The organism is Enterobacter sp. 301B, from assembly GCF_003850715.1.
Taxonomy (GTDB): Bacteria; Pseudomonadota; Gammaproteobacteria; order Enterobacterales; family Enterobacteriaceae; genus Enterobacter; species Enterobacter intestinihominis.
Window position 1 is genome coordinate 36,441 of the sequence record NZ_PQTC01000004.1, and the last position, 24,274, is coordinate 60,714.

The following is a 24,274-nucleotide window of genomic DNA, read 5'->3' on the forward strand; positions in this document are numbered from 1 at the left end:
TAGTGAAATGGAAAGAGTAAACAATGCAGCAGTTACAGAACGTTATTGAGTCCGCTTTTGAGCGTCGCGCCGACATCACTCCGGCAAATGTGGATACCGTGACCCGTGAAGCGGTAAACCAGGTTATTTCCCTGCTGGATTCCGGCGCGCTGCGCGTGGCAGAAAAAATCGACGGTCAGTGGGTTACTCATCAATGGCTGAAGAAAGCTGTGCTGCTCTCTTTCCGTATCAACGATAACCAGGTTATCGACGGAGCAGAAAGCCGCTACTTCGATAAAGTGCCAATGAAATTTGCGGATTACGACGAAGCGCGCTTCCAGAAAGAGGGCTTCCGCGTAGTACCACCGGCAGCCGTTCGTCAGGGGGCATTCATCGCACGCAACACCGTGCTGATGCCATCCTACGTGAACATCGGCGCCTACGTTGACGAAGGCACCATGGTGGACACCTGGGCTACCGTCGGCTCCTGCGCGCAGATCGGTAAAAATGTTCACCTGTCCGGCGGCGTCGGCATTGGTGGCGTTCTGGAGCCACTTCAGGCTAACCCAACCATCATCGAAGACAACTGCTTCATCGGCGCACGTTCCGAAGTGGTTGAAGGCGTGATCGTCGAAGAAGGTTCTGTGATCTCCATGGGCGTGTACATTGGCCAGAGCACCCGTATTTACGATCGCGAAACCGGTGAAATTCACTACGGCCGCGTTCCAGCCGGTTCCGTTGTGGTTTCCGGCAATCTGCCGTCTAAAGATGGCAAATACAGCCTGTACTGCGCGGTCATCGTGAAAAAAGTGGATGCGAAAACGCGCGGTAAAGTGGGCATCAATGAACTGCTGCGCACCATCGATTAATCGGGTATAACAAAAAGCGGGGGCAACCCCGCTTTTTTTATATCCGAAGGTGGCGAAAATAGATTTTTTCGTTAATTATTCATAGGTTATGTTGAGATCAAGGGTACCGCTATGTACGATAATCTGAAAAGTCTGGGCATTACCAATCCTGATGAAATTGATCGTTATAGTCTCCGCCAGGAAGCCAATAACGATATTTTGAAAATCTATTTTCACAAGGACAAAGGAGAGTTCTTCGCCAAAAGCGTGAAATTTAAATACCCACGCCAGCGTAAGACCGTTGTCGCTGACGGTATCGGTCAGGGATATAAAGAAGTACAGGAAATCAGCCCTAACCTGCGCTACGTTATCGACGAACTCGATCAAATCTGCCAGCGCGATCGCAGCGAAGTCGATCTGAAACGTAAGATCCTTGACGACCTGCGTCACCTGGAAAGTGTTGTTACCCATAAGATCAGCGAAATTGAAGCTGATCTTGAGAAATTGACGCGTAACAAATGAGCCGTTTTATTGCCCGGTGGCGCTTCGCTTACCGGGCCTACGAACGCATGCAGGCCGGGTAAGGCGAAGCCGCCAGCCGGCAAAAAGCATCATCTTTGTTCATCCAGCTGCAACGCCACATACAGCAGTAGCCGGTCGTCAAAATTCCCTAAATCCAGCCCCGTCAGTTCCGAGATCCGGTTTAGCCTATACTCCAGCGTATTACGGTGAATAAACAGCGCTTTTGACGTTGCCAGCGGCTGCACGTTATGCCGGAACCACGCCTGCAACGTACGGCGCAGCAGCCCGTTGTTGTCCATCGCTTTCAGACGCACCAGCGGGCGCGCCAGCTCGTTGGCCTGCCAGCCACCGCGCAGGCTGTCGAGCAGGACCGGCAGCATCAGATCCTGATAGAAATAACTGCGGCTCTCCGGCATGCGCTGTTTACCCACCATCATGGTAGTGCGCGCCGTTCGCCATGAACGGGCGATACTTCCCGGCCCGGTAAAGTAATTTCCCAGCGCGACGCGAAAACGGAGCTGTCCGTTCTCCTTCATGCGCTCGATGAGCAGCTCAACGCGGCGACGATGATCTTCCGCGTCCCAGCGACCAAACTGATTAAGCGCAGGCTTGAGCACCACCATTTCCGTTAAAGAGACGATTGCCACCAGGTTGTTACGCTCCGGCGTCGCCAGCATATTTTGCAGCTGCTGTAGCTCCACCATGGCGCTGTCCACGCCAAGCTGGCCGCTATCCACCTCAATCACGGCGACCACGCGCGGCTGATTCAGGTCGATACCCAGACGCTGCGCCCACTCACTCAGGGCAGGCGTGTGCTCCTCCGCCTGGATCAAATTCATCACCAGCTCTTCACGCAGGCGGCTGTCCTGGGCGAGCAGGTGCATCAGACGCGACTGCTCCAGCATCATCTCCGCCGTCATGCAGACCAACTCGCCGTATTTACGCAGCGATTCAGGATCGCCGGTCAGACCGATAACGCCAACAATCTCTCCTTCCAGACGCAGCGGCAGGTTGATCCCCTGACGGACCCCGTGCAGATGTTTCGCCACGGCGTCATCAATGTCGACCACGCGCCCCTGAGAGAGCACCAGCAACGCCCCTTCGTGCAATTCACCAATACGCTCACGATCGCCGCTGCCGATAATGCGCCCTCGGGCGTCCATTACGTTGATATTGGTATCGATGATTCGCATGGTGCGCGCCACGATATCCTGCGCCATTTTGGTATCAAGATGCCAGCCAGCCATATAACCCTCCCGTGAGCAGAGCTCAAGCATAGGGAAGTTCAGCTAAGGCTGCATTGTGCAGATGCCCAAAGGCAGAGAGAGATGTATGGAGTTGTGGGAAAGGTCACAGAAAAGAGAAAGCCCCTGCGAACAGGGGCTTAAGAAGATTACTGCATCAGGAGATAAATAGAGGTATCACCACGCTGAATATTCAGTGCCAGCACGGACGGCTTGCTGTCGAGAATTTTGCGCAGTTCAGCGATGTTTTTCACCGGCTGCTGGTTAGCGCCCATGATCACATCACCTTTTTTCAGGCCGATACGGGCAGCAGGTGAGTTCGCTTTCACGTTGTTCACCACCACGCCTTTATCTGCCCCTTTGTTGCTCATCTCAGCACCTTCAATACCGCTGAAGATGGTGCTGGAATCCACCTGATTCTGACTGCTCTGTTGCAGTTCCAGGCTCACGTTAACTGGCTTACCTTCACGCAGCAGGCCGAGGGTCACTTTACTGCCGATTGGCATAGAACCCACTTCCGCACGCAGGGCGGCAAAGCTGCTGATCGGTTTACCGTTCAGAGAGGTGATCACGTTACCCGCTTTAATGCCGGCTTTCGCCGCTGAAGAGTTCGGCATGACCTGGCTCACGAATGCGCCGCGCTGAGCGTCCACTTTCATCGCTTTCGCCAGCTCGGAGTTCAGCTCGGTCCCCATGATACCCAGCTCACCGCGTTTCACCTGTCCATATTGCACCATCTGCGCAGTCAGGTTTTTCACCATGTTGCTCGGGATAGCAAAGCCGATACCTATGTTGCCACCGTCCGGTGCCAGGATAGCGGTGTTGATACCGATCAGTTCACCGTTCAGGTTAACCAGTGCACCGCCGGAGTTACCGCGGTTAATGGCCGCATCCGTCTGGATGAAGTTTTCATAGTTTTCCGCATTCAGGCCGCTACGTCCCAGCGCGGAGACGATACCCGAGGTCACGGTTTCGCCCAGACCAAACGGGTTACCGATGGCGACAGTGTAGTCACCCACGCGCAGCGCGTCAGAGTCGGCAAGCTTAATCGCCGTCAGGTTCTTCGGATCCTGAATTTGAATCAGTGCGATATCGGAGCGCGGGTCTTTACCGACCACTTTGGCATCGAATTTACGGCCATCGCTCATCTGAACCTTAATGGTGTTAGCATTATCTACCACGTGGTTATTGGTCACCACGTAGCCTTTCGCTGCATCAATAATAACGCCCGAGCCGAGTGCCATGAATTTCTGCTGCTGGCCGCCGCCCTGACCGTCATCCCCTGCGCCGCCCTGACAGAACGGGGAGCTCTGGAATGGCGAACCGTCCTGGCAGAATGGCGAATTGTCACCGAAGAACTGCTGGAAATTACGCGGCATACGCGGCGTATTGACGGTTGTGCTGCCCTCAACGTTAATACTCACCACCGATGGCATCACTTTTTCGAGCATCGGGGCCAGGCTTGGCATCTGCTGCGCAGTCGCTGCCGAGGAAGCTGTCTCGGCCGCCGTCGCCAGAGGGGACAACGCTAAACCTAAACTCAGAGCCAGTGCACTCATTGCTAATGTGGTTTTTTTCATGTTTCTCAATCTCGATTTACCAGATAACGCAAAATTGCTGTGTAACTCAGATTCGTTTTATACCGCTTAGTTCCGGGATTAAGTTTATGGAAAAAGTAAAAATTTATTGGTCGTCTTTACAAAACTCATGGCTTATTCAACGGCCATAAGCTTGCGGTATTCATCCCAGGCATACAAATCTGTCATCCCGCTGATATAGTCCTGGATAAGACGACAGCGATAATAATATTCCATGACTGGCCATTGGGAAGAATGACGATCTATTTTACTGACGGCCTCAATGTATGCCAGCCGGTGACGGGTTGAAAGCTTCTGATAGAGACGAGATTCAATCGGCAGGCGGCGAACACGTTCATTTTCGACCAGCTCGCAAAACTCATCGACCGTCAGCTGGAGCAGCGGGCCATAAATTTCCAGCAACCCGCTGATAACCCGGTATCCTTGCAGTTCCAGCTGTTCGACATCCGGGTGGCTGAAAACATGGCGAACAGCCACGTTTTTATATAATTCAAGCAGCTGACTAAAACTGCTCTCATCTTCCAGCAGGGCGTGATTAAATTCCCCGCTAAATATCATCGGCAAATTATCAATGAAACGGGCGGCCGCATACGGCACCAGTTTATTCAGCGTATTGACCCGCAAATACATAAAGAACTGATCTTCGGTACTGCGGCTCAGCGAATTTGAACGCGATTTATCCCAGGCATTCTCGACGACCTGTGCAAACAGAGAACCTTTTTCATGCTCTCCCCAGGCATCGTGAAGATGCTGATACAGCTCCTCGACGCTGAATATTCTTTTTTCCACTGCGTCTTCCAGATCGGCCACGCAATAAGAAATGTCATCAGCCGCTTCCATAATCCACGTCAATGGAAAACGGCCATTCGGCGTTAGCGAAAGTTCTTTACGCAACCGTTCAATGTACGCTTCTTCCGACAGGTAATAGCCCGGTTTTTTCATCAGGTAGCTATGGGTGGCAGGCGTTTCCCCCATCCACCACGCGGGACGCGTGTATTTGAGAATACAGCCCACCTGCGCCCAGGTCAGATTCATGCGCATCAGGGAGTGCACCAGACGGATCCCCTGCGCGTTACCTTCGAAATGACACAGATCCTGACGCACCTTGCGGCGCAGATCGTTCAGGCTATCTTCGCCCTCACGCAGGCGTAAATCGCGTACCACACAGCGGTCATCGCTGAGCGGCTGGCTTATGGCGTCAGAGGGAAAAAGCCGCTGTTTAAACCAGTCATTGATGGCGGCCTCGCCGAAATGACCAAAGGGAGGATTGCCGATATCGTGCATCAGGCAGGCCATCTCAACGATGCTTTCGAACGGCCCGGTCAGTTCATCCAGCCCGTAGGTTTCCAGCAGACGTTGCTCTTTAAGACGGCTGAGGATCTCTTTTGCAATGTAGCGCCCCACCTGCTGCACTTCCATGGAGTGCGTTAACCGCGTACGCACCGCGGCGTTACGCTCCAGCGGGAACACCTGGGTTTTTTGCTGTAACCGGCGGATGGCGGGCGAATTGATGATGCGTCCGCGATCGCTTTCAAAAATGCGCAGGATCTCATGTTCGCTCTTATCGCCCTGTGGCGAACGGAAACGTCGGTGCCAGTTAATTTTGGTGCGAAAATCGATTGGTGCCATGTGCTCCCCCGCGTGAGAATGCGTTTCCCCTTAACCGCATGATAGACTATGCATCTTAACAAGGCACATCGCGAGTAAATCTATGAAAATCGGCATTATTGGTGCAATGGAAGAAGAAGTTACGCTGCTGCGTGACAAAATTGAGAACCGTCAGACCCTCTCCCTCGGTGGCTGTGAGATCTACACCGGCCAGCTGAACGGCGTTGACGTGGCTCTGCTGAAATCAGGCATCGGTAAAGTTGCAGCGGCACTGGGCGCGACCCTGCTGCTTGAGCGCTGCAAGCCTGACGTTATCATTAATACAGGTTCTGCGGGCGGTCTGGCGCCGACGCTGAAAGTGGGCGATATCGTGGTTTCCGACGAAGCGCGTTACCACGATGCAGACGTCACCGCATTCGGCTACGAATATGGTCAGCTTCCGGGCTGCCCGGCCGGGTTTAAAGCGGATGATAAGCTGATTGCCGCCGCTGAAAGCTGCATTAACGAGCTGAACCTCAATGCGGTGCGTGGCCTGATCGTCAGCGGCGATGCCTTTATCAACGGCTCTGTTGGTCTGGCGAAAATCCGTCATAACTTCCCGCAGGCTGTGGCCGTTGAGATGGAAGCCACGGCCATTGCGCACGTTTGCCATAACTTCAGCGTGCCGTTCGTGGTCGTTCGCGCGATCTCTGACGTGGCGGACCAGCAGTCCCACATCAGCTTCGACGAGTTCCTGGCCGTTGCGGCCAAACAGTCCACCGTGATGGTGGAAACCCTGGTGCAGAAACTGGCGCGTGGGTAAGGTGTCATTCAGGGCGCTGGTCGCCCTGCTTCTGCTCGCCCCGGCCTGGCTCATCGCCGCGCCGCGGGTGATCACACTCTCCCCTGCCAATACGGAACTGGCGTTTACCGCCGGGATTACGCCCGTTGCGGTGAGCAGCTTTTCCGATTATCCACCGCAGGCCGCCCAAATCGAACAGGTTGCCACCTGGCAGGGAATGAACCTGGAACGCATCGTGGCGCTGAAGCCCGATCTGGTTCTTGCCTGGCGCGGTGGTAATGCCGAACGACAGGTGAACCAGCTCTCTTCGCTGGGAATAACGGTAAAATGGGTAGATGCGGTGAGCATCGAACAGGTGGCGCAAACCCTCCGTGACCTCGCGCCCTTCAGCCCTACCCCCCAACGCGCCGAGCACGCTGCACAGCAGATGCTCAACGACTATGCTGCGCTAAAAACCCGATACGGCACGCAACCGAAACAACGCGTTTTTCTGCAATTTGGCAGCCAGCCGCTGTTCACTACCGGGAAAGGTTCGATCCAGAACCAGGTGCTTGAGATCTGTGGAGGTGAAAATATCTTTGCCGAAAGCCGGGTCCCCTGGCCGCAGGTCAGTCGTGAGCAGGTTCTGGCGCGACAACCGCAGGCCATTGTGGTGGTCGGAAATGCGAGCGAGATTCCTAAAATAGAACAATTCTGGCATCGGCAGCTTAAAATTCCGGTCATCGCACTCAACAGCGACTGGTTTGAACGCGCCAGCCCGCGTATTATCCTCGCCGCAAAACAACTCTGCGCCGAACTGGCAAAGAGTCACTCAAACAGATAAATACCCTATTCGAGGATTTAACGATGCTCGTGTATTGGCTGGATATTCTTGGCACAGCCGTTTTTGCTATCTCCGGCGTTTTGCTTGCCGGAAAACTACGCATGGATCCTTTTGGCGTACTGGTGCTCGGCGTCGTTACGGCGGTAGGCGGCGGAACGATTCGCGATATGGCGCTGGCAAACGGCCCGGTATTCTGGGTAAAAGATCCAACGGATCTGGTGGTGGCGATGGTCACCTGCCTGTTAACCATCGTGCTGGTTCGTCAGCCTCGCAGACTACCAAAATGGATATTGCCGGTGCTGGATGCCGTCGGTCTGGCGGTCTTTGTGGGAATAGGCGTGAATAAAGCCTTTATTGCCGGGACTGGCCCGCTGGTGGCGATCTGTATGGGCGTGTTGACCGGCGTGGGCGGAGGGATTATTCGCGACATTCTGGCGCGAGAAGTCCCGATGATCCTGCGAACGGAAATCTACGCGACGGCCTGTATCATCGGGGGGATTGTTCACGCCACGGCGTATTACACCTTTGCTGTCCCGCTGGAAAACGCGGCGATGCTGGGGATGGTGGTAACGCTGGTGATCCGTTTAGCGGCGATACGCTGGCACCTGAAGCTGCCGACGTTTGCACTGGATGAAAATTCAAGATAGGTATCGTTTATAAGCCCGGTGGCGCTTCGCTTACCGGGCCTACAATTTGCATTCAGGTTAAATACTGAATGAAGAACCACACCCGCAGGTGCTGGTCGCATTCGGGTTAGTCACCACAAAGCGCGAACCTTCCAGACCTTCAGTGTAGTCCACTGAACCGCCCACCAGATATTGCAGGCTCATCGGATCAACCACCAGCGCGACGCCCTGTTTCTCGATAGTCATATCACCATCGTTAACCTGGTCGTCAAAGGTAAAACCATACTGGAAGCCACTACAGCCGCCGCCGGTAATATAAACACGCAGTTTCAGATCCGGATTGTCCTCGTCGGCAATCAGGGTTTTCACTTTTTTCGCTGCTGCTTCGGTAAATTCCAGCGGCAACGCTACGTCATCACTCATCTTATGCTCCCATGAATACTGCGACTGCTATTGGGTAAAAATCACCCAATTCTTTTTGTCATTATCTAATACCCTGGTAATTCATTCAAGTATTCTGCTTCAGGGCCTGTTCAGCTTCCTGTTTCGCCAGGGTACGGGCAAGAATGGTCGAGTATAGCGGTTTTCCACCCAGGAATTGGGCTAATAGTGTCGCGCCGAGGCAGGTAATGATCATTGGCAAAATGAGCTGGTAATTGTCGGTCATTTCCAGCACCAGCACGATCCCGGTCAGCGGCGCACGCAGGGAGGCCGCCAGCAGCGCCCCCATTCCCGCAACCGCAAACGTTCCCGCATCCAGATGGTAGGCCGGGAAGCCTGCCGCCGCCGCCATCCCGAACGCCGTACCCAGCAGCGTTCCCAGCGCCAGCATCGGGGCGAAAATGCCGCCCGGGGCACCAGAGGAGAAGCACAATACCGTGGTGATGACGCGTGAAATAAACATAAACAGCAGCAGGCCTACGCTGAAATTCCCCGCCGCGGCAATGGGAATCAGACCGAAACCGCCGCCCGCCGCATTCGGTTCGATAAAACCGAGGATCCCGCACACGCCACCAAGCAGGCCCCCCACCAGCACCCATTTCGTGGTATTTCCGCCATGGATGCGCTGAAACATATCCTGAGCCCGTAAAATCAGGGTGTTAAAAAGCGGGCCAACGACGCCAAAAATCATCCCAAGAATCAGATACAGCCACAAAGTATTGACCGGCGCATTGGTTAGCTTGCCAACTTCAATCACCGCCCCTTCGCCGTTAAAGACGCGAAAGACAATGCTCGACATAATCACGCCGGTAAACACCGCTTTAATGGAGGTCAGGTTGTAGCGGAACTGGGCGCGCATCTCTTCAATGATAAACAGGATACCTGCCAGCGGCGCGTTAAACGCGGCAGACAGCCCGGCCGCCGCCCCCGTCGCCAGCAGCGTATGGCGCGCTTCGGCGCTGCGCATACGGAACAGATCGCCGACCATGCGCCCGACGTTACCGCCCAGCTGTACCGTTGGTCCTTCCCGACCGAGCACCATGCCCGCTCCGAGCGTTCCCATCCCGCCGATAAATTTCACAGGAAGCACGCGCCACCAGCGAACCGGGCGTAGCTCTTCCAGCGCCCCCTCAATTTCAGGGATCCCCGAGCCACCTGCTTCAGGTGCGAATTTACGCACCAGAAAATAGCCCACCATGGCAAACAGGGCCGAAAGGCCAAAAGCCCACACCCAGACCAGCCATTCACGATCCGCAAAGCTGGCGACGGTACCTATGCGCCAGTTGAGCACCGCATTGACGGCTTTCTCAAACGCGACGCCTACCAGCCCGGCCAGCGTGCCCACAACGGCGGCTGCCACCAGAATGGCTAACGGGGTTTTGTCACGATTGAGTAGCCGCCGGATACTGACCCGGTGCTTCGCGCGCGTAAACTGTTGTTGTTCAAAAGAAGGCGTGTTCTCGTTCATTACCTGTTCTGTTTCGTCATACAAAAGGCCGCAGGGATTCTACCAGAGACAATCCCCTCGTCCCCTGAAAAATACTTAACAATTGTTAAGCCTTCTATGGGGCAAAAATTTTATAACCTCTTCCGAATCACTTAGAATAGTTGCCTTAACTCATTTCTACGAACCAGGAACGACGCCATGAGCAAGTCTGAAAACCTCTACAGCGCAGCCCGCGAGCTAATCCCAGGCGGCGTAAACTCACCCGTGCGCGCCTTTACCGGCGTGGGTGGCACCCCGCTGTTTATCGAACGTGCGGATGGCGCATATCTGTATGATGTGGATGGTAAAGCCTATGTCGATTACGTCGGCTCCTGGGGCCCGATGGTACTGGGCCACAACCACCCGGCGATCCGCAATGCGGTGATTGAAGCCGCTCAGCGCGGCCTGAGCTTCGGCGCGCCAACCGAGATGGAAGTCAAAATGGCGGAGCTGGTCACCGAACTGGTGCCAACGATGGACATGGTGCGTATGGTGAACTCCGGTACCGAAGCGACCATGAGCGCTATCCGTCTGGCGCGCGGTTTTACCGGCCGTGACAAGATCATCAAGTTCGAAGGTTGTTATCACGGCCATGCCGACTGTCTGCTGGTGAAAGCCGGTTCCGGCGCGCTGACCCTCGGCCAGCCGAACTCCCCGGGGGTGCCGGCTGATTTCGCGAAACACACGTTGACCTGCACCTATAACGATCTGAACACCGTTCGCGCCGCGTTCGAGCAGTATCCGCAGGAGATCGCCTGCATCATCGTTGAGCCAGTTGCGGGCAACATGAACTGTATCCCACCGCAGCCTGACTTCCTGCCGGGCCTGCGCGCCCTGTGTGATGAGTTCGGCGCGCTGCTGATCATCGACGAAGTGATGACCGGCTTCCGCGTGGCGCTGGCGGGTGCCCAGTCTTATTATGGCGTGGAGCCGGATCTGACCTGCCTCGGCAAAATCATTGGCGGCGGCATGCCTGTCGGCGCGTTTGGCGGCCGTAAGGACGTCATGGACGCGCTGGCGCCAACCGGTCCGGTTTACCAGGCGGGTACGCTCTCCGGTAACCCGATTGCGATGGCGGCGGGCTTTGCCTGTCTGACCGAAGTGGCGCAGCCGGGTATCCACGAAACCTTGACGGACCGGACGACGCAACTGGCAAACGGTTTGCTGGAAGCCGCAGAAGATGCGGGTATTCCACTGGTGGTGAACCACGTGGGCGGGATGTTCGGGATTTTCTTCACCGATGCGAAAACCGTGACCTGCTATCAGGACGTGGTGAAATGCGACGTGGAACGCTTCAAACGCTTCTTCCACCTGATGCTGGAAGAAGGCGTGTATCTTGCCCCGTCAGCGTTTGAAGCGGGCTTTATGTCCGTGGCGCACAGCGAAGAAGATATCAATAACACCATCGACGCAGCGCGTAAGGTATTTGCGAAGCTGTAAAATGTGCGGCTTGATGCCCTCACCCCAACCCTCAGCCCACAGGGAGAGGGAGCAAACACTAAAACGGCAATCTAAGGATTGCCGTTTACTTTTATTACCGACTCTGCTTTCTCAACAGATAAATAAAGTAAGGCGCGCCGATAAAGGTCGACAGGAGGCCCGCCGGGATCTGATACGGGAACAGCACCATCCTTCCGCACCAGTCAGCAAAGACCAGGATCGCCCCGCCCGTCAGCGCAGAGATCACGATATGCGGCAAAGTCCTGCGGAAACCCATCATACGGGCGATATGCGGCGCCATTAATCCGACAAAACTGAGCGGGCCGATAGTCATGGTGGCCGTCGCCGTCAGGCACGCGGCCAGCAGCAACAGCGCAATGCGCGTTGGCGTCAGCGCCACCCCGACCGCGCGGGCGGTATCCCCACCCAGCGGCAGAATGGTCATCCAGCGGCGGCACAGCGGCACAATCGCCAGCAGCACGATCATCACAATCCCGGTATGCACCACCTGACTGCCGGTGGCGTTGTATGTTGAACCGGAAATCCATGTCAGGATCTGCGCCATGCGCGGATCGCCGCTCGCCTGCAACATCATCAGCAGCATAGTAAACGCGGTGCTGAGCGCCATCCCGGCCAGCAGCATGCGGTGAGGTGAGAAACCACCTCGCCCGGAGGCGATCAGGATAATCATCAGCGTGACTGCCGCACCGATACTCCCGGCAGGCATCAGCCAGCCGAACGCATTTCCCGGTACGAGGAACAACATCAACACTACGCCAAACGCGGCCCCGGAGCTGATCCCTAATACTTCCGGGCTTGCCATCGGGTTGCCGGTGAGACGCTGGATAATACAGCCCGCCACCGCCAGCATGACGCCCGCAATCAGCGCGGAGAAAATCCGCGGCCAGCGCCACTGCATGAGTTCATGCAGCAAATCCCCCGTTGCCCAGTGCCAGCCCGTGGCGTCGCGTCCCAGCGAGAGTGCGGCAAACGAGGCGATAACCAGCACTGCCAGCCCGGCAAGGCTGAACCACACCACCGACTGACGCTCGGCATGCACTTTATCGCCGGCATCCATCGCCGGAGCGCTAATGCTGCGCAGGCGCGGCAGCAGCCACAGCAGCAGCGGCGCGCCGATCAGGGCCGTCACCGAGCCCGTGGAAACTTCCATCCAGACGCGCGCCAGCCAGAGAATGAGCTGATCGGAAAGCCAGAGGATCAGCGCACCAATCAGCGGCGCCAGCATCAGACGCGCCAGCAGACGGCGCGCGCCGAGCATTTTTGCCAGCAATGGCGCAAACAGGCCGATAAAACCGATGATGCCGACGGCGTTAACCAGTAACGCGCTCAGCACAATCGCCAGGGTCAGGGCCGCCAGACGGACCAGCGACAGCGCCAGCCCGAGATTGCGCGCCACGCCGTCATCGAGGCCCATCAGCGTGAGCGGACGCAGCAGCAGCAGCGTCAGCACCACGCCGCCAAACAGCTGCGGCCACAGGCGCTGGACGATACTCCAGTCGGTCTGGGTGAGCGTGCCGGTACTCCACATAAACATGCTTTGCAGCTGGTCGTGGTGAAACAGCACCAGCAGCTGGTTGATCGCCCCACAGTAGAGGCTGACGACCAGCCCCGCGAGGATCAGCGTGACCGGTGAGAGACGTTTTCCCCAGGCTACGCCAAAGACCAGCGCACCGACCACGCATGCGCCTGCCAGCGCGGCAAACTGCGAGGTTAACGCTCCCGGCAGGGTCCAGAGCGTGGTGATGGTGATCCCCAGCTGAGCCCCCGTCGCCACGCCCAGCGTGGTTGGCTCCGCCAGCGGGTTACGTAGCACCTGCTGAAACAGTCCGCCCACCAGTCCCAGTCCCGCCCCGACCAGCAGGGAGATAGCCAGACGCGGCAGCAGGCTGTAGTGGAACAGCATTTGCTGAATATTGTCGATATCCGGTGCGGCAAACGCGGCTGCCCACTGATCGCGCGGTAACGCCGTGGTCAGGTTAAAGCCGGTTAATGCCAGGGCAGCCAGAAAAATGAGCGCTAACAGTAACATCGGGAAACGGGCCATACGCGTGCTCATGCCTTGCCTCCCAGTGCATTGTCCAGCACGCGGGCAAAATGCATGGCCGACAGCGTCGCGCCGTAGAACCATACCGCTGGCGCGCGCAGGAAGCGCTGCTCGCGGACGAACGGCATTGCCTGCCAGAGCGGAGTCGCCATCAGGGTTTGCATTTCGCGCTCATTGCCGTGGTCAAAGCACAGCACGTCCACATCACGAAACGCCGCCAGACGGTCAATCCCCACGGCGGTACTGCCCCAGAACGTCATCTCGCCTTCCCAGGCATTGCGAATGCCAAAGCTGTCGAGCACTTCCTGGAACAGACAGTTATTTCCAAAGACCAGCATATGGCGGGCATCCAGCAGGGTCACCATCAGCAAAGGCCGATCGCCACGGTGGGCAAAGCGCGGCTTAAGGGAATCAATCAGCGCATCAAATTCATTGAGATGTTTTTTCGCCTCAGCCTCACGGTTGAGGAACTGCGCCATCTCGTGGATGGAATTTTTTGCCATGGTCAGCGGCTTTTTACCGTCGCTAAAGGAAAAGCCCCGTCCGGGCGCAATCTTCGCCATGGTCTCTTCCGACGGGCCATACCCCGCAGACCAGAATAAATAAGACGGTTTCATCTGGGTGAGAAGCTCGAGGTTCGGCTCCGTACGCAGACCGATGTCGATGACGGAGTCCGGCAGTTTTGGCTCATTCACCCACAGGGTGTAGTTGGGAATATCGGCCACGCCGTAAGGCGTCACGCCCAGCGCCATCATCAGTTCGACGGGCAACCACTCCAGCGCCACGATGCGGTGCGGATCGACTGCGGCAGCGCGGGCCGGGCCCATCTTTAACAGCAGCGGTGAGAGTGCCATGGCCGTCAGCAGGCGACGGCGGCTAATTAATGTTGGATCCAGCATCAGTAGACAAAGCTCACGGGTGCAGCCCCGGCCGGGTGAGGCAGAATGCCCATAGGAATACCGTAGATATGTTCCAGCGTTTCGCTGCGCATCAGTTCGGCAGGCGTACCCTGAGCGATCATTTCACCGCCGCGCAGCGCTACCAGATAGTCGCAGTAGCGTGCCGCCATGTTGATATCATGCAGAACGGCAATCACAGTCAGGCCGCGCTGCTGGCTTAAGCGATGCACCAGCGCCAGGACGTCAACCTGATGAGCAATATCCAGCGCTGAAGTGGGTTCGTCGAGCAGCAGGCAGCGGCTGTCCTGCGCTACCAGCATCGCGATCCATGCGCGCTGACGCTCGCCACCGGACAGGCTATCCACCAGACGGTGCGCCAGCGGTTTTAACCCAACCAGCGCGATCGCCTCTTCCACTTTTTCTCTGTCAGCGACGCCAAAACGCCCGAGCGCACCGTGCCACGGATAACGTCCAATCGCCACCAGCTCGCGCACCGTCATCCCCTCCGCCTGCGGCAACTGCTGCGGCAGATAGGCCACCTTGCGGGCAAAGGCCTTACTGCTCCAGCTCGCCAGCGGCTGGTCATCCAGCAGAATGTCGCCCTCGGACGGCGGCTGATGACGGCCCAGCATCTTCAGCAGCGTCGATTTACCGGAACCATTGTGCCCGATTAAACCGGTCACTTTACCTGCGGGAAACGTCAAAGAGAGCGGATGCAGCAAGGTGCGCCCGGGTACGCGAAAGGAGAGATTGTTGAGCGTGAAGGTGGAGTCGGATTGCGTTTTAGTATCCTGCATGTCAGCCAACTTAAATAAAAAGGGCACGGCGAACCGTGCCCATAAAGAGGTTAGAAGCGGAAGGTCGCCGTGGCAACAACCTGGCGTCCTGCTCCCCAGTAGCATGCATACTCGCTGTAGCAGCTGGAGACGTATTCACGATCAAAGATGTTGTTCACGTTGACGCCGACGGAAGAGCCCGGCAGACCGAAGCGCGCCAGATCGTATTTCACGGTCGCATCCGCCAGGGCATAACCCGCGACGTTAAAGGACTCATAGGCTTTAGGCGACGCTGAGGAGTAGTACGTCACCGTGTTACCGATGTAGCGAGCACCCGCACCAACGGTCAGGCCACTTAGCGCCGTCTCGTGGAAGGTGTAATCCGCCCACAGTGATGCCATGTTGCGCGGTACTTCTGCCGGACGACGACCTTCATACCAGGTGTCGTGGGTGTATTGTGCATCAGTGTAGCTGTAGGCCGCCGTCACGTTCACGTTAGCCGACACCGCCGCTTTCGCTTCCAGCTCAAAGCCTCGGGAGCGAATTTCACCGCCCTGCACGCTAAAGCCGCTGGTCGGGTTCGCCGGATCCGCGGTCAGGTTATTGTTCTTGGTCAGCTGGTATACCGCTGCCGTCACCACAACAGGCAGATCTTTTGGAACATACTTCACGCCCGCTTCATACTGCTTGCCGCGTGCCGGATCGAACGGTTTACCACCCTGAGTAGTGCCAGAGAGCGGTTCAAAGGATTCACTGTAGCTGAAGTATGGTGTAATCCCGTTGTCGAACAGGTAGTTAATCCCCCCGCGCCAGGTAAATGCCTGATCGTTAATTTCCGCGGTGGTTCCGTTATTACGGTTAAAGGCAGACGTTTTCGCAAAGTCATAGCGGCCACCCAAGGTGAGTACCCACTTATCCCATTCAGCCTGATCCTGCGCATAGAGCCCGGTCTGCTCCTGACGATTGAGCATGGCATACGGGAAGTTCACATTGACGTTCGCATTGCCGTGCTGAGGATTGTTCATGCTGATCGGATCGGCGGTGCCGTAGTCAGCATCAATGTCATTTCGCATACGAAGGTAATCCACACCCGTCAGCAGGGTATGGTCAACGGCGCCGGTCGCGAATTTCGACTGGAGCTGTGTATCAACCGTGAACGAGTTGAGGTCTTCATCTGAGCGCACGTAGGCACGGCTGATCTGGGCCGGGGCGATATAGCCGTTACCGTAAACTGAACGGTACAGCGTGTTGATTTTGGTATAACGCAGGTTCTGACGCACGGTGAAGGTGTCGTTGAATTCATGCGCGAAGCTGTAACCCACCATTTTCTGACGACGGGAGATCTTATTGTCTTCATCACCTTCGTTGAAGTCGGTCGGCAGTTTGTGCGCTTTTCCGTTAGCATCATAGTAAGGCACAACGGTACCTTCACGTGGCAGCCAGCCGTAGTAACCCGCATCCGGATCGCTCTGGAAGTTGCTCAGGAAGGTGAAATCGGTTTTATCATCAGGACGCCAGCTGAAAGACGGCGCAATCGCGTAACGAGTAGATTTCACCATTTCCTGCTGCGCGTTCTCACTACGTCCCAGACCGGTCAGACGGTAGGACCACACGCCGTCATCGTCAATCGCGTCGCTGAAATCAAACCCCGTCTGCCAGAGGTTATCCGTCCCCATTTTGAACTGAATTTCTTTCAACGGTTCCGTGGTTGGACGCTTACTGACCATACTCACTACGCCGCCCGGATGGCTTTTGCCATACAGTACAGACGTCGGGCCACGCAGCAGCTCTACGCGCTCAAGGAAGTACGGGTCCATGGACGCTTCAGAGTAGTTGTCTCCCTGCAACTTCATACCATCCAGATACTGGTTGGTATTCACGGTGCTGGAGGTCGTGAAACCACGAATCGAAACCACATCGTAAGTTGTTGAGGCGCCGCGCGTTGCGAAAACGCTTGGGGTGTAGGCCAGGGCCTGTTTAACCGTCCCCGGCTGTTTCATGTCCATCTCTTCACGAGTCACAACAGAAATAGACTGCGGGGTTTTCTCAATGGGTGTATCGGTTTTCGTCGCCGTTGCAGTGCGTTTTGCCGCAATCGTCGGTGCAGGACCCCAGGCACTTTCCTGTGCAGCCGGTGCGGCAGTCACGGTGATGGTTTCTTCTTTCTTGGGGGTTTCAGCGGCCTGTGCATAAGCAGACATGCCGGCAACCGCTGTGGCTACGACGGCTGCGATTTTACGCAGCGACGTGTTAATTGGCTGAGCAGTATTGGAAAGCGCCATGATGGATCTCTGATGAAAAAGGTGAATGATAACGTAAACGAGAATTATTATTATGACCGCAGAATAATATGCGAAACGCTGACGGCATAGCAAGCGATATGCGGCCCTACAAGAATTGAGGGTTTAAGAAATAATCAACGGAAAACGGGTCGTTAATAAGGATTGAAAACAGGGTTAAGGAAATGAGTTGCTGAGGTGAAAAAATACCCCCTTCCAGGGAAGGGGGTGTCATAAGGGCTAGTTGCCGCCGAACATATCCTTGATCCAGCCGGCGACGCCGTCGCTGTCTTTCTTCTCGTTCTGCTGCTGCGGCTGTTGCTGCTGCGGCTGCTGAGGCTGAGAAGACTGATCGAACGGGTTACCTGTCGGTTCTTCTGGCTGGCTTTGCTGGCACAGCGCATCCGGGTTGGTCGTCCAGACCGGCAGCGAACGCACGCCGCCGCCACAGATGAAGTTACCCGAGCTGTCCACGCCCATATCGACGATATCTTCCGGGGCAACGAGGTTCAGCGGCACCGGAGACTGATTGGCCAGATAGCGCTGGTAAATCGACATCGCGCCGCTCGCACCATACAGTTTGGTCGGCTGGTTGTTATCGCGGCCCACCCAGGTGATCACCACTTCACGGCCATCAATACCGGCGAACCAGGTATCGACGTTGTTGTTGGTAGTCCCGGTTTTACCCGCCAGATGCAGACCAGGATACTTCGCCCCCAGCTGACGCCCGGTACCGCGCTGGACCACCTGCTGCATGGTCCACAGCGTCATATAGGCCGCCTGCGCCGGAACAGCGCGCTCCGCCTGCGGGAAGCTCTGATACAGCACGGAGCCATCTTCGGCAATCACCGAACGCAGGGCGGAAAGCGGCGCTCGGTTACCGCCGCTGGCGATGGTCTGGAACGCCTGGGCCACTTCGATTGGCGTCAGGTTAAGCGCCCCCAGGATCATCGCTGGCACAGGGTGCAGCTGATCTTTCGGTACGCCCAGCTTCTGCCAGGTGTCGGTGATGGCGGGGAGGCCCAGCGCCATGCCGAGGTTAACAGTCGGCACGTTCATCGAGCGGGTTAACGCATCCACCAGCATCACCTGGCCGCTGAACTGCTTATCATCGTTCTGCGGAGACCACACCTGGCCGTTAGGCTGGCGCAGGGAGATTGGCGCATCGGCAATCCAGGTGTTCAGTCGATAGAGATTCGGCTGGCTCAGCGCGGTCAGGTAGGTTGCCGGTTTTGCCAGAGAACCAATCGAACGACGCGCCTGCATCGCGCGGTTATAGCCCGCATACTGCGGCTCGGCGCCGCCCACCATGGCGCGAACTTCGCCGGTGTTGCGATCAACTACCACCATCGCGGTTTCCAGATCGCTCAGCTTACGCTGCTTCTTCAAAACCGGAATACCTTCAACCGCCGCTTTTTCTGCCGCATCCTGCGCCACGGAGTCAAAGGTGGTGAAGATCTTCACCCCGGAGAGATCTTTCACTTTATCTCCGAGCTTAGACTGCAACTCCTGACGTACCATCTGCATAAAGGCAGGCTGCGGAGAGATCACCCCACCGCGCGGCTGAACGCCCAGCGGACGCGCGCTCAGCATGTCGTACAGCTCCTGGTCAATCACCTGCTGTTGTTGCAGCAGACGCAGCACCAGGTTACGACGCTCCAGCGCCAGTTTCGGGTTACGCCACGGGTTGTAGATCGACGCGCCTTTTACCATGCCCACCAGCAGCGCCTGCTGATCAAGGCTCAGCTCTTCTACCGGACGGCCAAAGTAGTACAGGCTCGCCAGCGGGAAGCCGCGGATCTCGTTATCGCCGCTCTGACCGAGGTACACCTCGTTCATGTACAGCTCAAGAATACGATCCTTGCTGTAGCGCGCATCCATCAGCACGGCCATGTACGCTTCGTTGGCTTTACGCCAGTAAGAGCGCTCGCTGGAGAGGAACAGGTTTTTCACCAGCTGCTGGGTCAGGGTACTCGCCCCCTGCACCGTACGCCCCGCGGTCAGGTTCGCCAGTACCGCACGACCAATGGAGTAGAGGCTAATCCCGTCGTGCTCGTAGAAGTGGCGGTCTTCGGTTGCCAGCAGGGTATCCACCAGCAGATCCGGGAAGCCGTTACGCGCCACGAACAGGCGCTGTTCGCCGTTTGCGGACGACAGCATGGTGATGAGACGCGGATCGAGACGGAAGAAACCGAACTGGCGATCGTTATCCATGTTCTCAATGGTTTCCAGGCGATCGCCGTCAAAGGTCAGACGCGCGCGCACCTGCCCCTCTTTACTGTCCGGGAAGTCGAACGGACGGCGGATCATCTCAATGCTTTTCGCCTGGACGGTAAATTCACCCGGACGGGTCATTTTCGTGACCTGACGATACTGCGTGGCTTGCAGCAGCTTCACCATCTCATTCTTGCTGATGGACATGTCCGGCTCAAGGTTCACCATACGGCCGTACACTGCCGCAGGCAATTGCCAGACTTTCCCGTCGATACGGCTGCGGATCTTCTGATCCAGATAAACGCCGTAAATCGCGATCAGGACAACAAAAACAATAAACAGCTTCAGCAGCAGCCAGAACCAGCCGCGCTTACCACGAGGCTTACGCCCTTTGCCTTTCCCTTTACGCGGCATCGGTTCTTCATCCTCATAATCGTCTTCATAGTCATCGTCATACTCCTCATCTCTGAGGCGACGACGGCTTACCTTTTCTTTCGCCGGACGCGTCGGCTTTCCCTTACGTCCTATTGGCTCGCGGTCATTCCCCGCCATGCTTTTTCTCCGCAACATTCAGGCGCAAAGGCCAGATTTTCTTATCTTGCACAGGTCAGTGAAAGAAGAAATCTCTCAAAATAAACAGCAAGACTTTCCTGACAGGAAAGTCTTCAGTGTTTCCTCCCTCTCCCTGTGGGAGAGGGCCGGGGTGAGGGCATCAGGCCGCACTTTACCTTTCAGGCCGCACTCCCCCATTACGAATATTTCTTCGTGCGCCGTGTCGGCGCGGTATTCGCCGGATCGTCCGGCCAGACGTGTTTGGGATATCGCCCCTTCATCTCTTTCTGCACTTCACGATAGCTCCCCGCCCAGAACGCCCTCAGATCGCGGGTAATCTGCAAGGGACGATGCGCAGGCGAAAGCAGCTCAAGCACTAACGGCACGCGCCCTTCAGCGATGGACGGCGTGGTGGCCTCACCAAACATCTCCTGCATCCGAACCGCCAGCGCTGGCGGATTATCCTCATGATAACGAATGGCAATCCGACTCCCGGTTGGCACAGTGTAATGCCCAGGCAGTTCACTATCCAGACGTTGACGTAACGACCAGTCCAGTAAATTCTGTAACGCTGCCTTAACATCAAGCGCCTTCAGGGCGCGCAGGGAGTGTACGCCGCTCATCTGCGGCAACAACCACTGTTCAAGCGTCGCGAGCAGCGTCTCATCATCCACCGCTGGCCACCCCTGTTCCGGCAGCCACTTCGCGGCGCAGTGCAGACGTATACGATATTGTTCAGCCTCAGGCGTCCAGTTCAATACGCTCAGCCCTTTTTCCCGAATGCCGTTCAGCATCGCCTGGTGTAACTCTTCCTCCGACGGCTTCGCCAGCGGTTTTGTCCCGAGCGTCAGTTTGCCAATCTGGCTACGACGGAACGCCTTCAGCGTGCCCTGGGCATCATCCCATTCGACAATGTCAGATTGCTGAAGCAGCTGCGGGCAGGCACGCGTCAGGGCGTCAATATCTACGGCAACCGCCTGCAAGATGCGCGCATCCGGGGAGTGACTGCCCTGGAGTAAGAGCGGCGCGATCAGCCATTCATGACGCGTCAGAGCATCATCGCTGTCCAGCATCGCGCCCATCCCATTTGCCAGTTGATAACGACCATCCAGCCCGCGACGGCGCGCGATTCTGTCCGGGAAGGCCTGGGCCAGAAGAGGGATAACTTTATCGCTGTCAGGCGATCCTCCCCGGCTCTTCAGGCGGTGACACAACTGCTGCGCGCGCTGTTGCCAGTTTCCCTGCTGGCGTGAAAAGGCCTGTCCCAGATCGCTGCTGCCACCGCGCGGCGGCTCCTCAAGAATAGCCGCCAGTTTTGCCGCCGTGGCAATTTCATCGTCGCCTTGTGCTGCCACCAGCATCGCTGCCAGACGCGGATCGTTGCCCAGCGCCGCCATTTTCTGGCCGCGCGCCGTCAGTCGCTCGCCTTCCAGCGCGCCAAGCTGGGTCAGCAGGCTGCGCGCGGCGGAAAGGTTCACAACAGGCGGAGGATTAAGCCAGGTGAGCTGGTCAGGGTCCGGGCAGCCCCACTGCATCAGATCCATTACCAGCCCGGAGAGATCGCTTTGTAAAATCTCAGGCGTACTCTGCAATGCCGCACGCTCCGCCTGCTCGGCGCTGGTTAAATGCAGGCAAATACCCGGCTCAAGACGCCCAGCTCGGCCTGCGCGCTGCACCATTGAGGCCTGGCTGATGCGCTGCGTCAGTAGCCTGGTCAGCCCGGTACGCGGATCAAAACTGGCCACCCTCTCCTGCGTACTGTCCACCACCAGGCGAATGCCTTCGATGGTCAAACTGGTTTCGGCGATATTGGTCGCCAGTACCACTTTGCGTTGCCCCGCCGGTGCGGGAAGGATCGCCTTGCGCTGGTCAGCCAAATGCAGCGCGCCGTAGAGCGGGCACAGCATAACGTCACTGCTCACCCTGGATGCCAGTTGCTCCTGTACGCGCTGGATTTCGCCTACGCCGGGTAAAAACAGCAGCAGCGAGCCGGGTTCCTGACGGAGCAATTCGGCGGTGGCGATGGCAACGGCTTCGTCAAAACGCTGATGGGCAGGCAGCGGCTGATAGCGGCGCTCGACCGGGAACGCACGCCCTTCAGAGGAGATCATCGGCGCGTCAGGGAGCGTCTGCCGGAGCCGCTCGTTATCCAGCGTCGCCGACATAATCAGCAGCCGAAGGTCGTCGCGCAGCCCCTGCTGAACGTCGAGCAGCAGCGCAAGGGCCAGATCGGCCTGGAGGCTGCGCTCGTGAAATTCATCAAGGATCACCAGCCCGACGCCGCTCAGCTCCGGATCGTTTTGCAGCATACGGGTAAGAATGCCTTCAGTGACCACCTCCAGCCGCGTAGACGGGCCGATGCAGGTTTCGGCGCGCATCCGGTACCCTACCGTCTCGCCCGGTTTTTCATTCAGCAGTTCCGCCAGGCGCTGCGCCACATTGCGCGCCGCCAGCCTGCGCGGTTCCAGCAGGATAATTTTCCCGCTGATGCTCCCCTCGCGCAGAATTTGCAGGGGCAGCCAGGTGGATTTACCCGCTCCGGTGGGCGCGCTGAGCAAAACCTGTGGCGCATGTTCTAAGGCTGCGAGAAGCTCAGGAAGGACGACGGCGACGGGCAAAGAGGACACTTACGGCTCCAGAGGGTTAACATTAATCGGCGTACATTGTAGCATCGGCGCATATCATTACCGAGTCTTGCGCATGTCTGAGTCAAAACGGCTATTCTTCGCCATTGAATTACCCACCACGCTTCAACGGCAAATTGTTCGCTGGCGCGCCAGCCACTTCCCCGCGGAAGCGGGCCGCCCTGTCGTCGCCGCCAATATGCACCTGACGTTAGCTTTTCTTGGCGAGGTGAGCGCAGAAAAGCAGCGCGCGTTAAGCGCAATGGCCGGACGCATTTCTCAGCCGGGTTTTACGCTGCATCTTGACGATGCCGGGCAATGGCTGCGCTCTCGGGTGGTCTGGCTGGGGACGCGGCAGCCCCCTCGCGGACTGCTCCAGCTCGCCAACATGCTGCGGGCACAGGCCGCGCGCAGCGGCTGTTATCAGAGCCCGCAGCCGTTTCATGCCCACATTACCCTGCTGCGCGATGCGGGTCAGGCTGTTGCCATCCCGCCACCGGGCTTCCACTGGTCCTTTCAGGTGAATGAATTTGCGCTGTACGAATCTGCCTTTGTACAAGGACGCACCCGCTATACTCCGCTCCAGCGCTGGACGCTGGGCGACACGTTAAGGAATCCTGATGAAGTTTAGCCCTGCACTCCAGCCCGCCACGCTGATCCAGCGTTACAAACGCTTTCTCGCTGACGTGATCACGCCTGAGGGCGAAACGCTCACGCTGCATTGTCCTAACACCGGCGCCATGACCGGTTGCGCCACGCCGGGTGACACGGTCTGGTATTCCACATCAGAAAATACTAAACGCAAATATCCTCATACCTGGGAAATGACCGAGACGCAAAGCGGGGCATTTATTTGCGTTAATACCCTGCGCGCAAATCAGCTGGTTAAGGAAGCCCTGACAAATGGAATCCTTCCTGAACTGGTGGGTTACGCCACGCAAAAAAGCGAAGTGAAATATGGCGATGAAAGCAGCAGAATTGATTTTATGTTACAGGCGGAAGACCGCCCTGAGTGCTATATTGAAGTGAAATCAGTGACGTTAGCGGAAGAGGAAAACGGCTTCTTTCCGGATGCGGTAACGCTACGTGGCCAGAAGCATCTGCGGGAGCTAATGAGTGTAGCGGCGGCGGGCAAGCGCGCCGTGTTGCTGTTTGCGGTTCTGCATTCAGCCATTGAACGGTTTTCCCCGGCCCGTCATATTGATCCTAAATACGCGCAATTGTTGAATGAGGCACAAAAGCAGGGGGTAGAGATTTTCGCTTATAAAGCGGAACTTTCTGCCGATAATATGACTCTGAGATCCTCTCTTCCCATTGTCCTATAAGGGATTAGACGATTGACTAATAAGTGTTCTGGCCGCGTGCGCAAATACGCTTTTCCTCACAGGGTTGTCAAGTGTTACGTTTAGATAATTGCCATACGGAAAAGCATCTGCTATTTATAGCGACCTGATTTTTCCCCCAACACG

19 protein-coding genes are annotated in these 24,274 nt (G+C 56.9%); 8 read left to right on the plus strand and 11 right to left on the minus strand.

Going from position 1 to position 24,274, the window contains the following annotated elements; translation table 11 throughout:
- Positions 1–23: 23 nt before the first annotated feature.
- Together dapD and C3451_RS05780 are read left to right on the plus strand one after the other, a co-directional pair.
- Positions 24–848 carry a 2,3,4,5-tetrahydropyridine-2,6-dicarboxylate N-succinyltransferase gene (dapD, locus tag C3451_RS05775; protein ID WP_003856214.1) on the plus strand — a complete coding sequence of 275 codons (825 nt, stop codon included), beginning with the start codon at positions 24–26 and terminating at the stop codon, positions 846–848.
- Positions 849–959: 111 nt separating this feature from the next.
- Positions 960–1,349 carry a DUF3461 family protein gene (locus C3451_RS05780; protein WP_022647102.1) on the plus strand — a complete coding sequence of 130 codons (390 nt, stop codon included), beginning with the start codon at positions 960–962 and terminating at the stop codon, positions 1,347–1,349.
- A gap of 89 nt (positions 1,350–1,438) precedes the next feature.
- On the opposite strand, the gene C3451_RS05785 is transcribed toward C3451_RS05780, so the two are convergent.
- The 3 genes from C3451_RS05785 to dgt form a co-directional block, all read right to left on the minus strand.
- Positions 1,439–2,596, minus strand: a complete 1,158-nt coding sequence (locus C3451_RS05785; RefSeq protein WP_003856217.1) for a CdaR family transcriptional regulator — start codon at positions 2,594–2,596, stop codon at positions 1,439–1,441.
- Positions 2,597–2,742: 146 nt separating this feature from the next.
- Entirely contained in the window at positions 2,743–4,173 is a 1,431-nt protein-coding gene (gene degP, locus C3451_RS05790) for a serine endoprotease DegP (RefSeq protein ID WP_124304250.1), read from the minus strand.
- 132 nt (positions 4,174–4,305) lie between these two features.
- Positions 4,306–5,820, minus strand: coding sequence for a dGTPase (gene dgt / locus C3451_RS05795; protein WP_023299363.1), 1,515 nt, complete (start codon positions 5,818–5,820; stop codon positions 4,306–4,308).
- 82 nt (positions 5,821–5,902) lie between these two features.
- On the opposite strand from dgt, the gene mtnN reads away from it, so the two are divergent.
- From mtnN to C3451_RS05810, 3 genes are read left to right on the plus strand one after another with little or no spacing between them, the layout of a single operon-like run.
- Positions 5,903–6,601, plus strand: a complete 699-nt coding sequence (gene mtnN, locus C3451_RS05800; RefSeq protein ID WP_003856223.1) for a 5'-methylthioadenosine/S-adenosylhomocysteine nucleosidase — start codon at positions 5,903–5,905, stop codon at positions 6,599–6,601.
- Positions 6,594–7,403, plus strand: coding sequence for a vitamin B12 ABC transporter substrate-binding protein BtuF (btuF, locus tag C3451_RS05805; protein ID WP_045623158.1), 810 nt, complete (start codon positions 6,594–6,596; stop codon positions 7,401–7,403). The genes mtnN and btuF overlap by 8 nt, the downstream gene beginning before the upstream one ends.
- Before the next feature lie 23 nt (positions 7,404–7,426).
- Positions 7,427–8,050 (plus strand): TRIC cation channel family protein, encoded by a 624-nt coding sequence (locus C3451_RS05810; protein ID WP_003856227.1) that lies wholly within the window; start codon positions 7,427–7,429, stop codon positions 8,048–8,050.
- 57 nt (positions 8,051–8,107) lie between these two features.
- On the opposite strand, the gene erpA is transcribed toward C3451_RS05810, so the two are convergent.
- On the minus strand, positions 8,108–8,452 hold the full coding sequence (gene erpA / locus C3451_RS05815) for an iron-sulfur cluster insertion protein ErpA (RefSeq protein ID WP_003856230.1): 345 nt from the start codon (positions 8,450–8,452) through the stop codon (positions 8,108–8,110).
- Positions 8,453–8,537: 85 nt separating this feature from the next.
- Positions 8,538–9,938 (minus strand): H(+)/Cl(-) exchange transporter ClcA, encoded by a 1,401-nt coding sequence (clcA, locus tag C3451_RS05820; RefSeq protein WP_045623157.1) that lies wholly within the window; start codon positions 9,936–9,938, stop codon positions 8,538–8,540.
- Positions 9,939–10,115: 177 nt separating this feature from the next.
- Here clcA and hemL point away from each other — a divergent pair, with 177 nt between their 5' ends.
- On the plus strand, positions 10,116–11,396 hold the full coding sequence (gene hemL / locus C3451_RS05825; RefSeq protein WP_015572714.1) for a glutamate-1-semialdehyde 2,1-aminomutase: 1,281 nt from the start codon (positions 10,116–10,118) through the stop codon (positions 11,394–11,396).
- Between the two features lie 94 nt (positions 11,397–11,490).
- Here the strand turns inward: hemL and fhuB are convergent, their stop codons facing one another.
- The 6 genes from fhuB to hrpB form a co-directional block, all read right to left on the minus strand.
- Complete coding sequence (fhuB, locus tag C3451_RS05830) at positions 11,491–13,473, minus strand: Fe(3+)-hydroxamate ABC transporter permease FhuB (RefSeq protein WP_063139105.1); 1,983 nt, start codon at positions 13,471–13,473, stop codon at positions 11,491–11,493.
- Positions 13,470–14,360, minus strand: a complete 891-nt coding sequence (gene fhuD, locus C3451_RS05835) for a Fe(3+)-hydroxamate ABC transporter substrate-binding protein FhuD (RefSeq protein ID WP_023299359.1) — start codon at positions 14,358–14,360, stop codon at positions 13,470–13,472. The genes fhuB and fhuD overlap by 4 nt, the downstream gene beginning before the upstream one ends.
- Positions 14,360–15,157 (minus strand): Fe3+-hydroxamate ABC transporter ATP-binding protein FhuC, encoded by a 798-nt coding sequence (fhuC, locus tag C3451_RS05840; protein WP_022647093.1) that lies wholly within the window; start codon positions 15,155–15,157, stop codon positions 14,360–14,362. Before fhuC ends, fhuD begins: the two co-directional genes overlap by 1 nt.
- Before the next feature lie 50 nt (positions 15,158–15,207).
- Positions 15,208–17,418, minus strand: a complete 2,211-nt coding sequence (fhuA, locus tag C3451_RS05845) for a ferrichrome porin FhuA (RefSeq protein WP_045623153.1) — start codon at positions 17,416–17,418, stop codon at positions 15,208–15,210.
- Positions 17,419–17,655: 237 nt separating this feature from the next.
- Positions 17,656–20,181, minus strand: a complete 2,526-nt coding sequence (gene mrcB, locus C3451_RS05850) for a bifunctional glycosyl transferase/transpeptidase (RefSeq protein ID WP_022647091.1) — start codon at positions 20,179–20,181, stop codon at positions 17,656–17,658.
- A gap of 197 nt (positions 20,182–20,378) precedes the next feature.
- Positions 20,379–22,808 carry an ATP-dependent helicase HrpB gene (gene hrpB, locus C3451_RS05855; protein ID WP_045623152.1) on the minus strand — a complete coding sequence of 810 codons (2,430 nt, stop codon included), beginning with the start codon at positions 22,806–22,808 and terminating at the stop codon, positions 20,379–20,381.
- Between the two features lie 73 nt (positions 22,809–22,881).
- Between hrpB and thpR the strand changes: the two genes are divergently transcribed.
- On the plus strand, positions 22,882–23,436 hold the full coding sequence (gene thpR / locus C3451_RS05860) for an RNA 2',3'-cyclic phosphodiesterase (RefSeq protein WP_045623151.1): 555 nt from the start codon (positions 22,882–22,884) through the stop codon (positions 23,434–23,436).
- Entirely contained in the window at positions 23,426–24,130 is a 705-nt protein-coding gene (sfsA, locus tag C3451_RS05865; protein ID WP_045623149.1) for a DNA/RNA nuclease SfsA, read from the plus strand. Before thpR ends, sfsA begins: the two co-directional genes overlap by 11 nt.
- Positions 24,131–24,274 lie beyond the last annotated feature (144 nt).

Excerpts from the sequence above, each read along its gene's own strand:
- C3451_RS05785 (WP_003856217.1), bottom strand. The coding sequence starts at position 2,596 with ATGGCTGGCTGGCATCTTGATACCAAAATGGCGCAGGATATCGTGGCG.
- fhuC (WP_022647093.1), bottom strand. The coding sequence starts at position 15,157 with ATGCAGGATACTAAAACGCAATCCGACTCCACCTTCACGCTCAACAAT.
- mrcB (WP_022647091.1), bottom strand. The coding sequence starts at position 20,181 with ATGGCGGGGAATGACCGCGAGCCAATAGGACGTAAGGGAAAGCCGACG.
- sfsA (WP_045623149.1), top strand. The coding sequence starts at position 23,426 with ATGAAGTTTAGCCCTGCACTCCAGCCCGCCACGCTGATCCAGCGTTAC.
- erpA (WP_003856230.1), bottom strand. The coding sequence starts at position 8,452 with ATGAGTGATGACGTAGCGTTGCCGCTGGAATTTACCGAAGCAGCAGCG.
- thpR (WP_045623151.1), top strand. The coding sequence starts at position 22,882 with ATGTCTGAGTCAAAACGGCTATTCTTCGCCATTGAATTACCCACCACG.
- fhuD (WP_023299359.1), bottom strand. The coding sequence starts at position 14,360 with ATGCTGGATCCAACATTAATTAGCCGCCGTCGCCTGCTGACGGCCATG.
- degP (WP_124304250.1), bottom strand. The coding sequence starts at position 4,173 with ATGAAAAAAACCACATTAGCAATGAGTGCACTGGCTCTGAGTTTAGGT.
- dapD (WP_003856214.1), top strand. The coding sequence starts at position 24 with ATGCAGCAGTTACAGAACGTTATTGAGTCCGCTTTTGAGCGTCGCGCC.
- dgt (WP_023299363.1), bottom strand. The coding sequence starts at position 5,820 with ATGGCACCAATCGATTTTCGCACCAAAATTAACTGGCACCGACGTTTC.
- C3451_RS05780 (WP_022647102.1), top strand. The coding sequence starts at position 960 with ATGTACGATAATCTGAAAAGTCTGGGCATTACCAATCCTGATGAAATT.
- fhuA (WP_045623153.1), bottom strand. The coding sequence starts at position 17,418 with ATGGCGCTTTCCAATACTGCTCAGCCAATTAACACGTCGCTGCGTAAA.
- mtnN (WP_003856223.1), top strand. The coding sequence starts at position 5,903 with ATGAAAATCGGCATTATTGGTGCAATGGAAGAAGAAGTTACGCTGCTG.
- hemL (WP_015572714.1), top strand. The coding sequence starts at position 10,116 with ATGAGCAAGTCTGAAAACCTCTACAGCGCAGCCCGCGAGCTAATCCCA.
- clcA (WP_045623157.1), bottom strand. The coding sequence starts at position 9,938 with ATGAACGAGAACACGCCTTCTTTTGAACAACAACAGTTTACGCGCGCG.
- fhuB (WP_063139105.1), bottom strand. The coding sequence starts at position 13,473 with ATGAGCACGCGTATGGCCCGTTTCCCGATGTTACTGTTAGCGCTCATT.
- C3451_RS05810 (WP_003856227.1), top strand. The coding sequence starts at position 7,427 with ATGCTCGTGTATTGGCTGGATATTCTTGGCACAGCCGTTTTTGCTATC.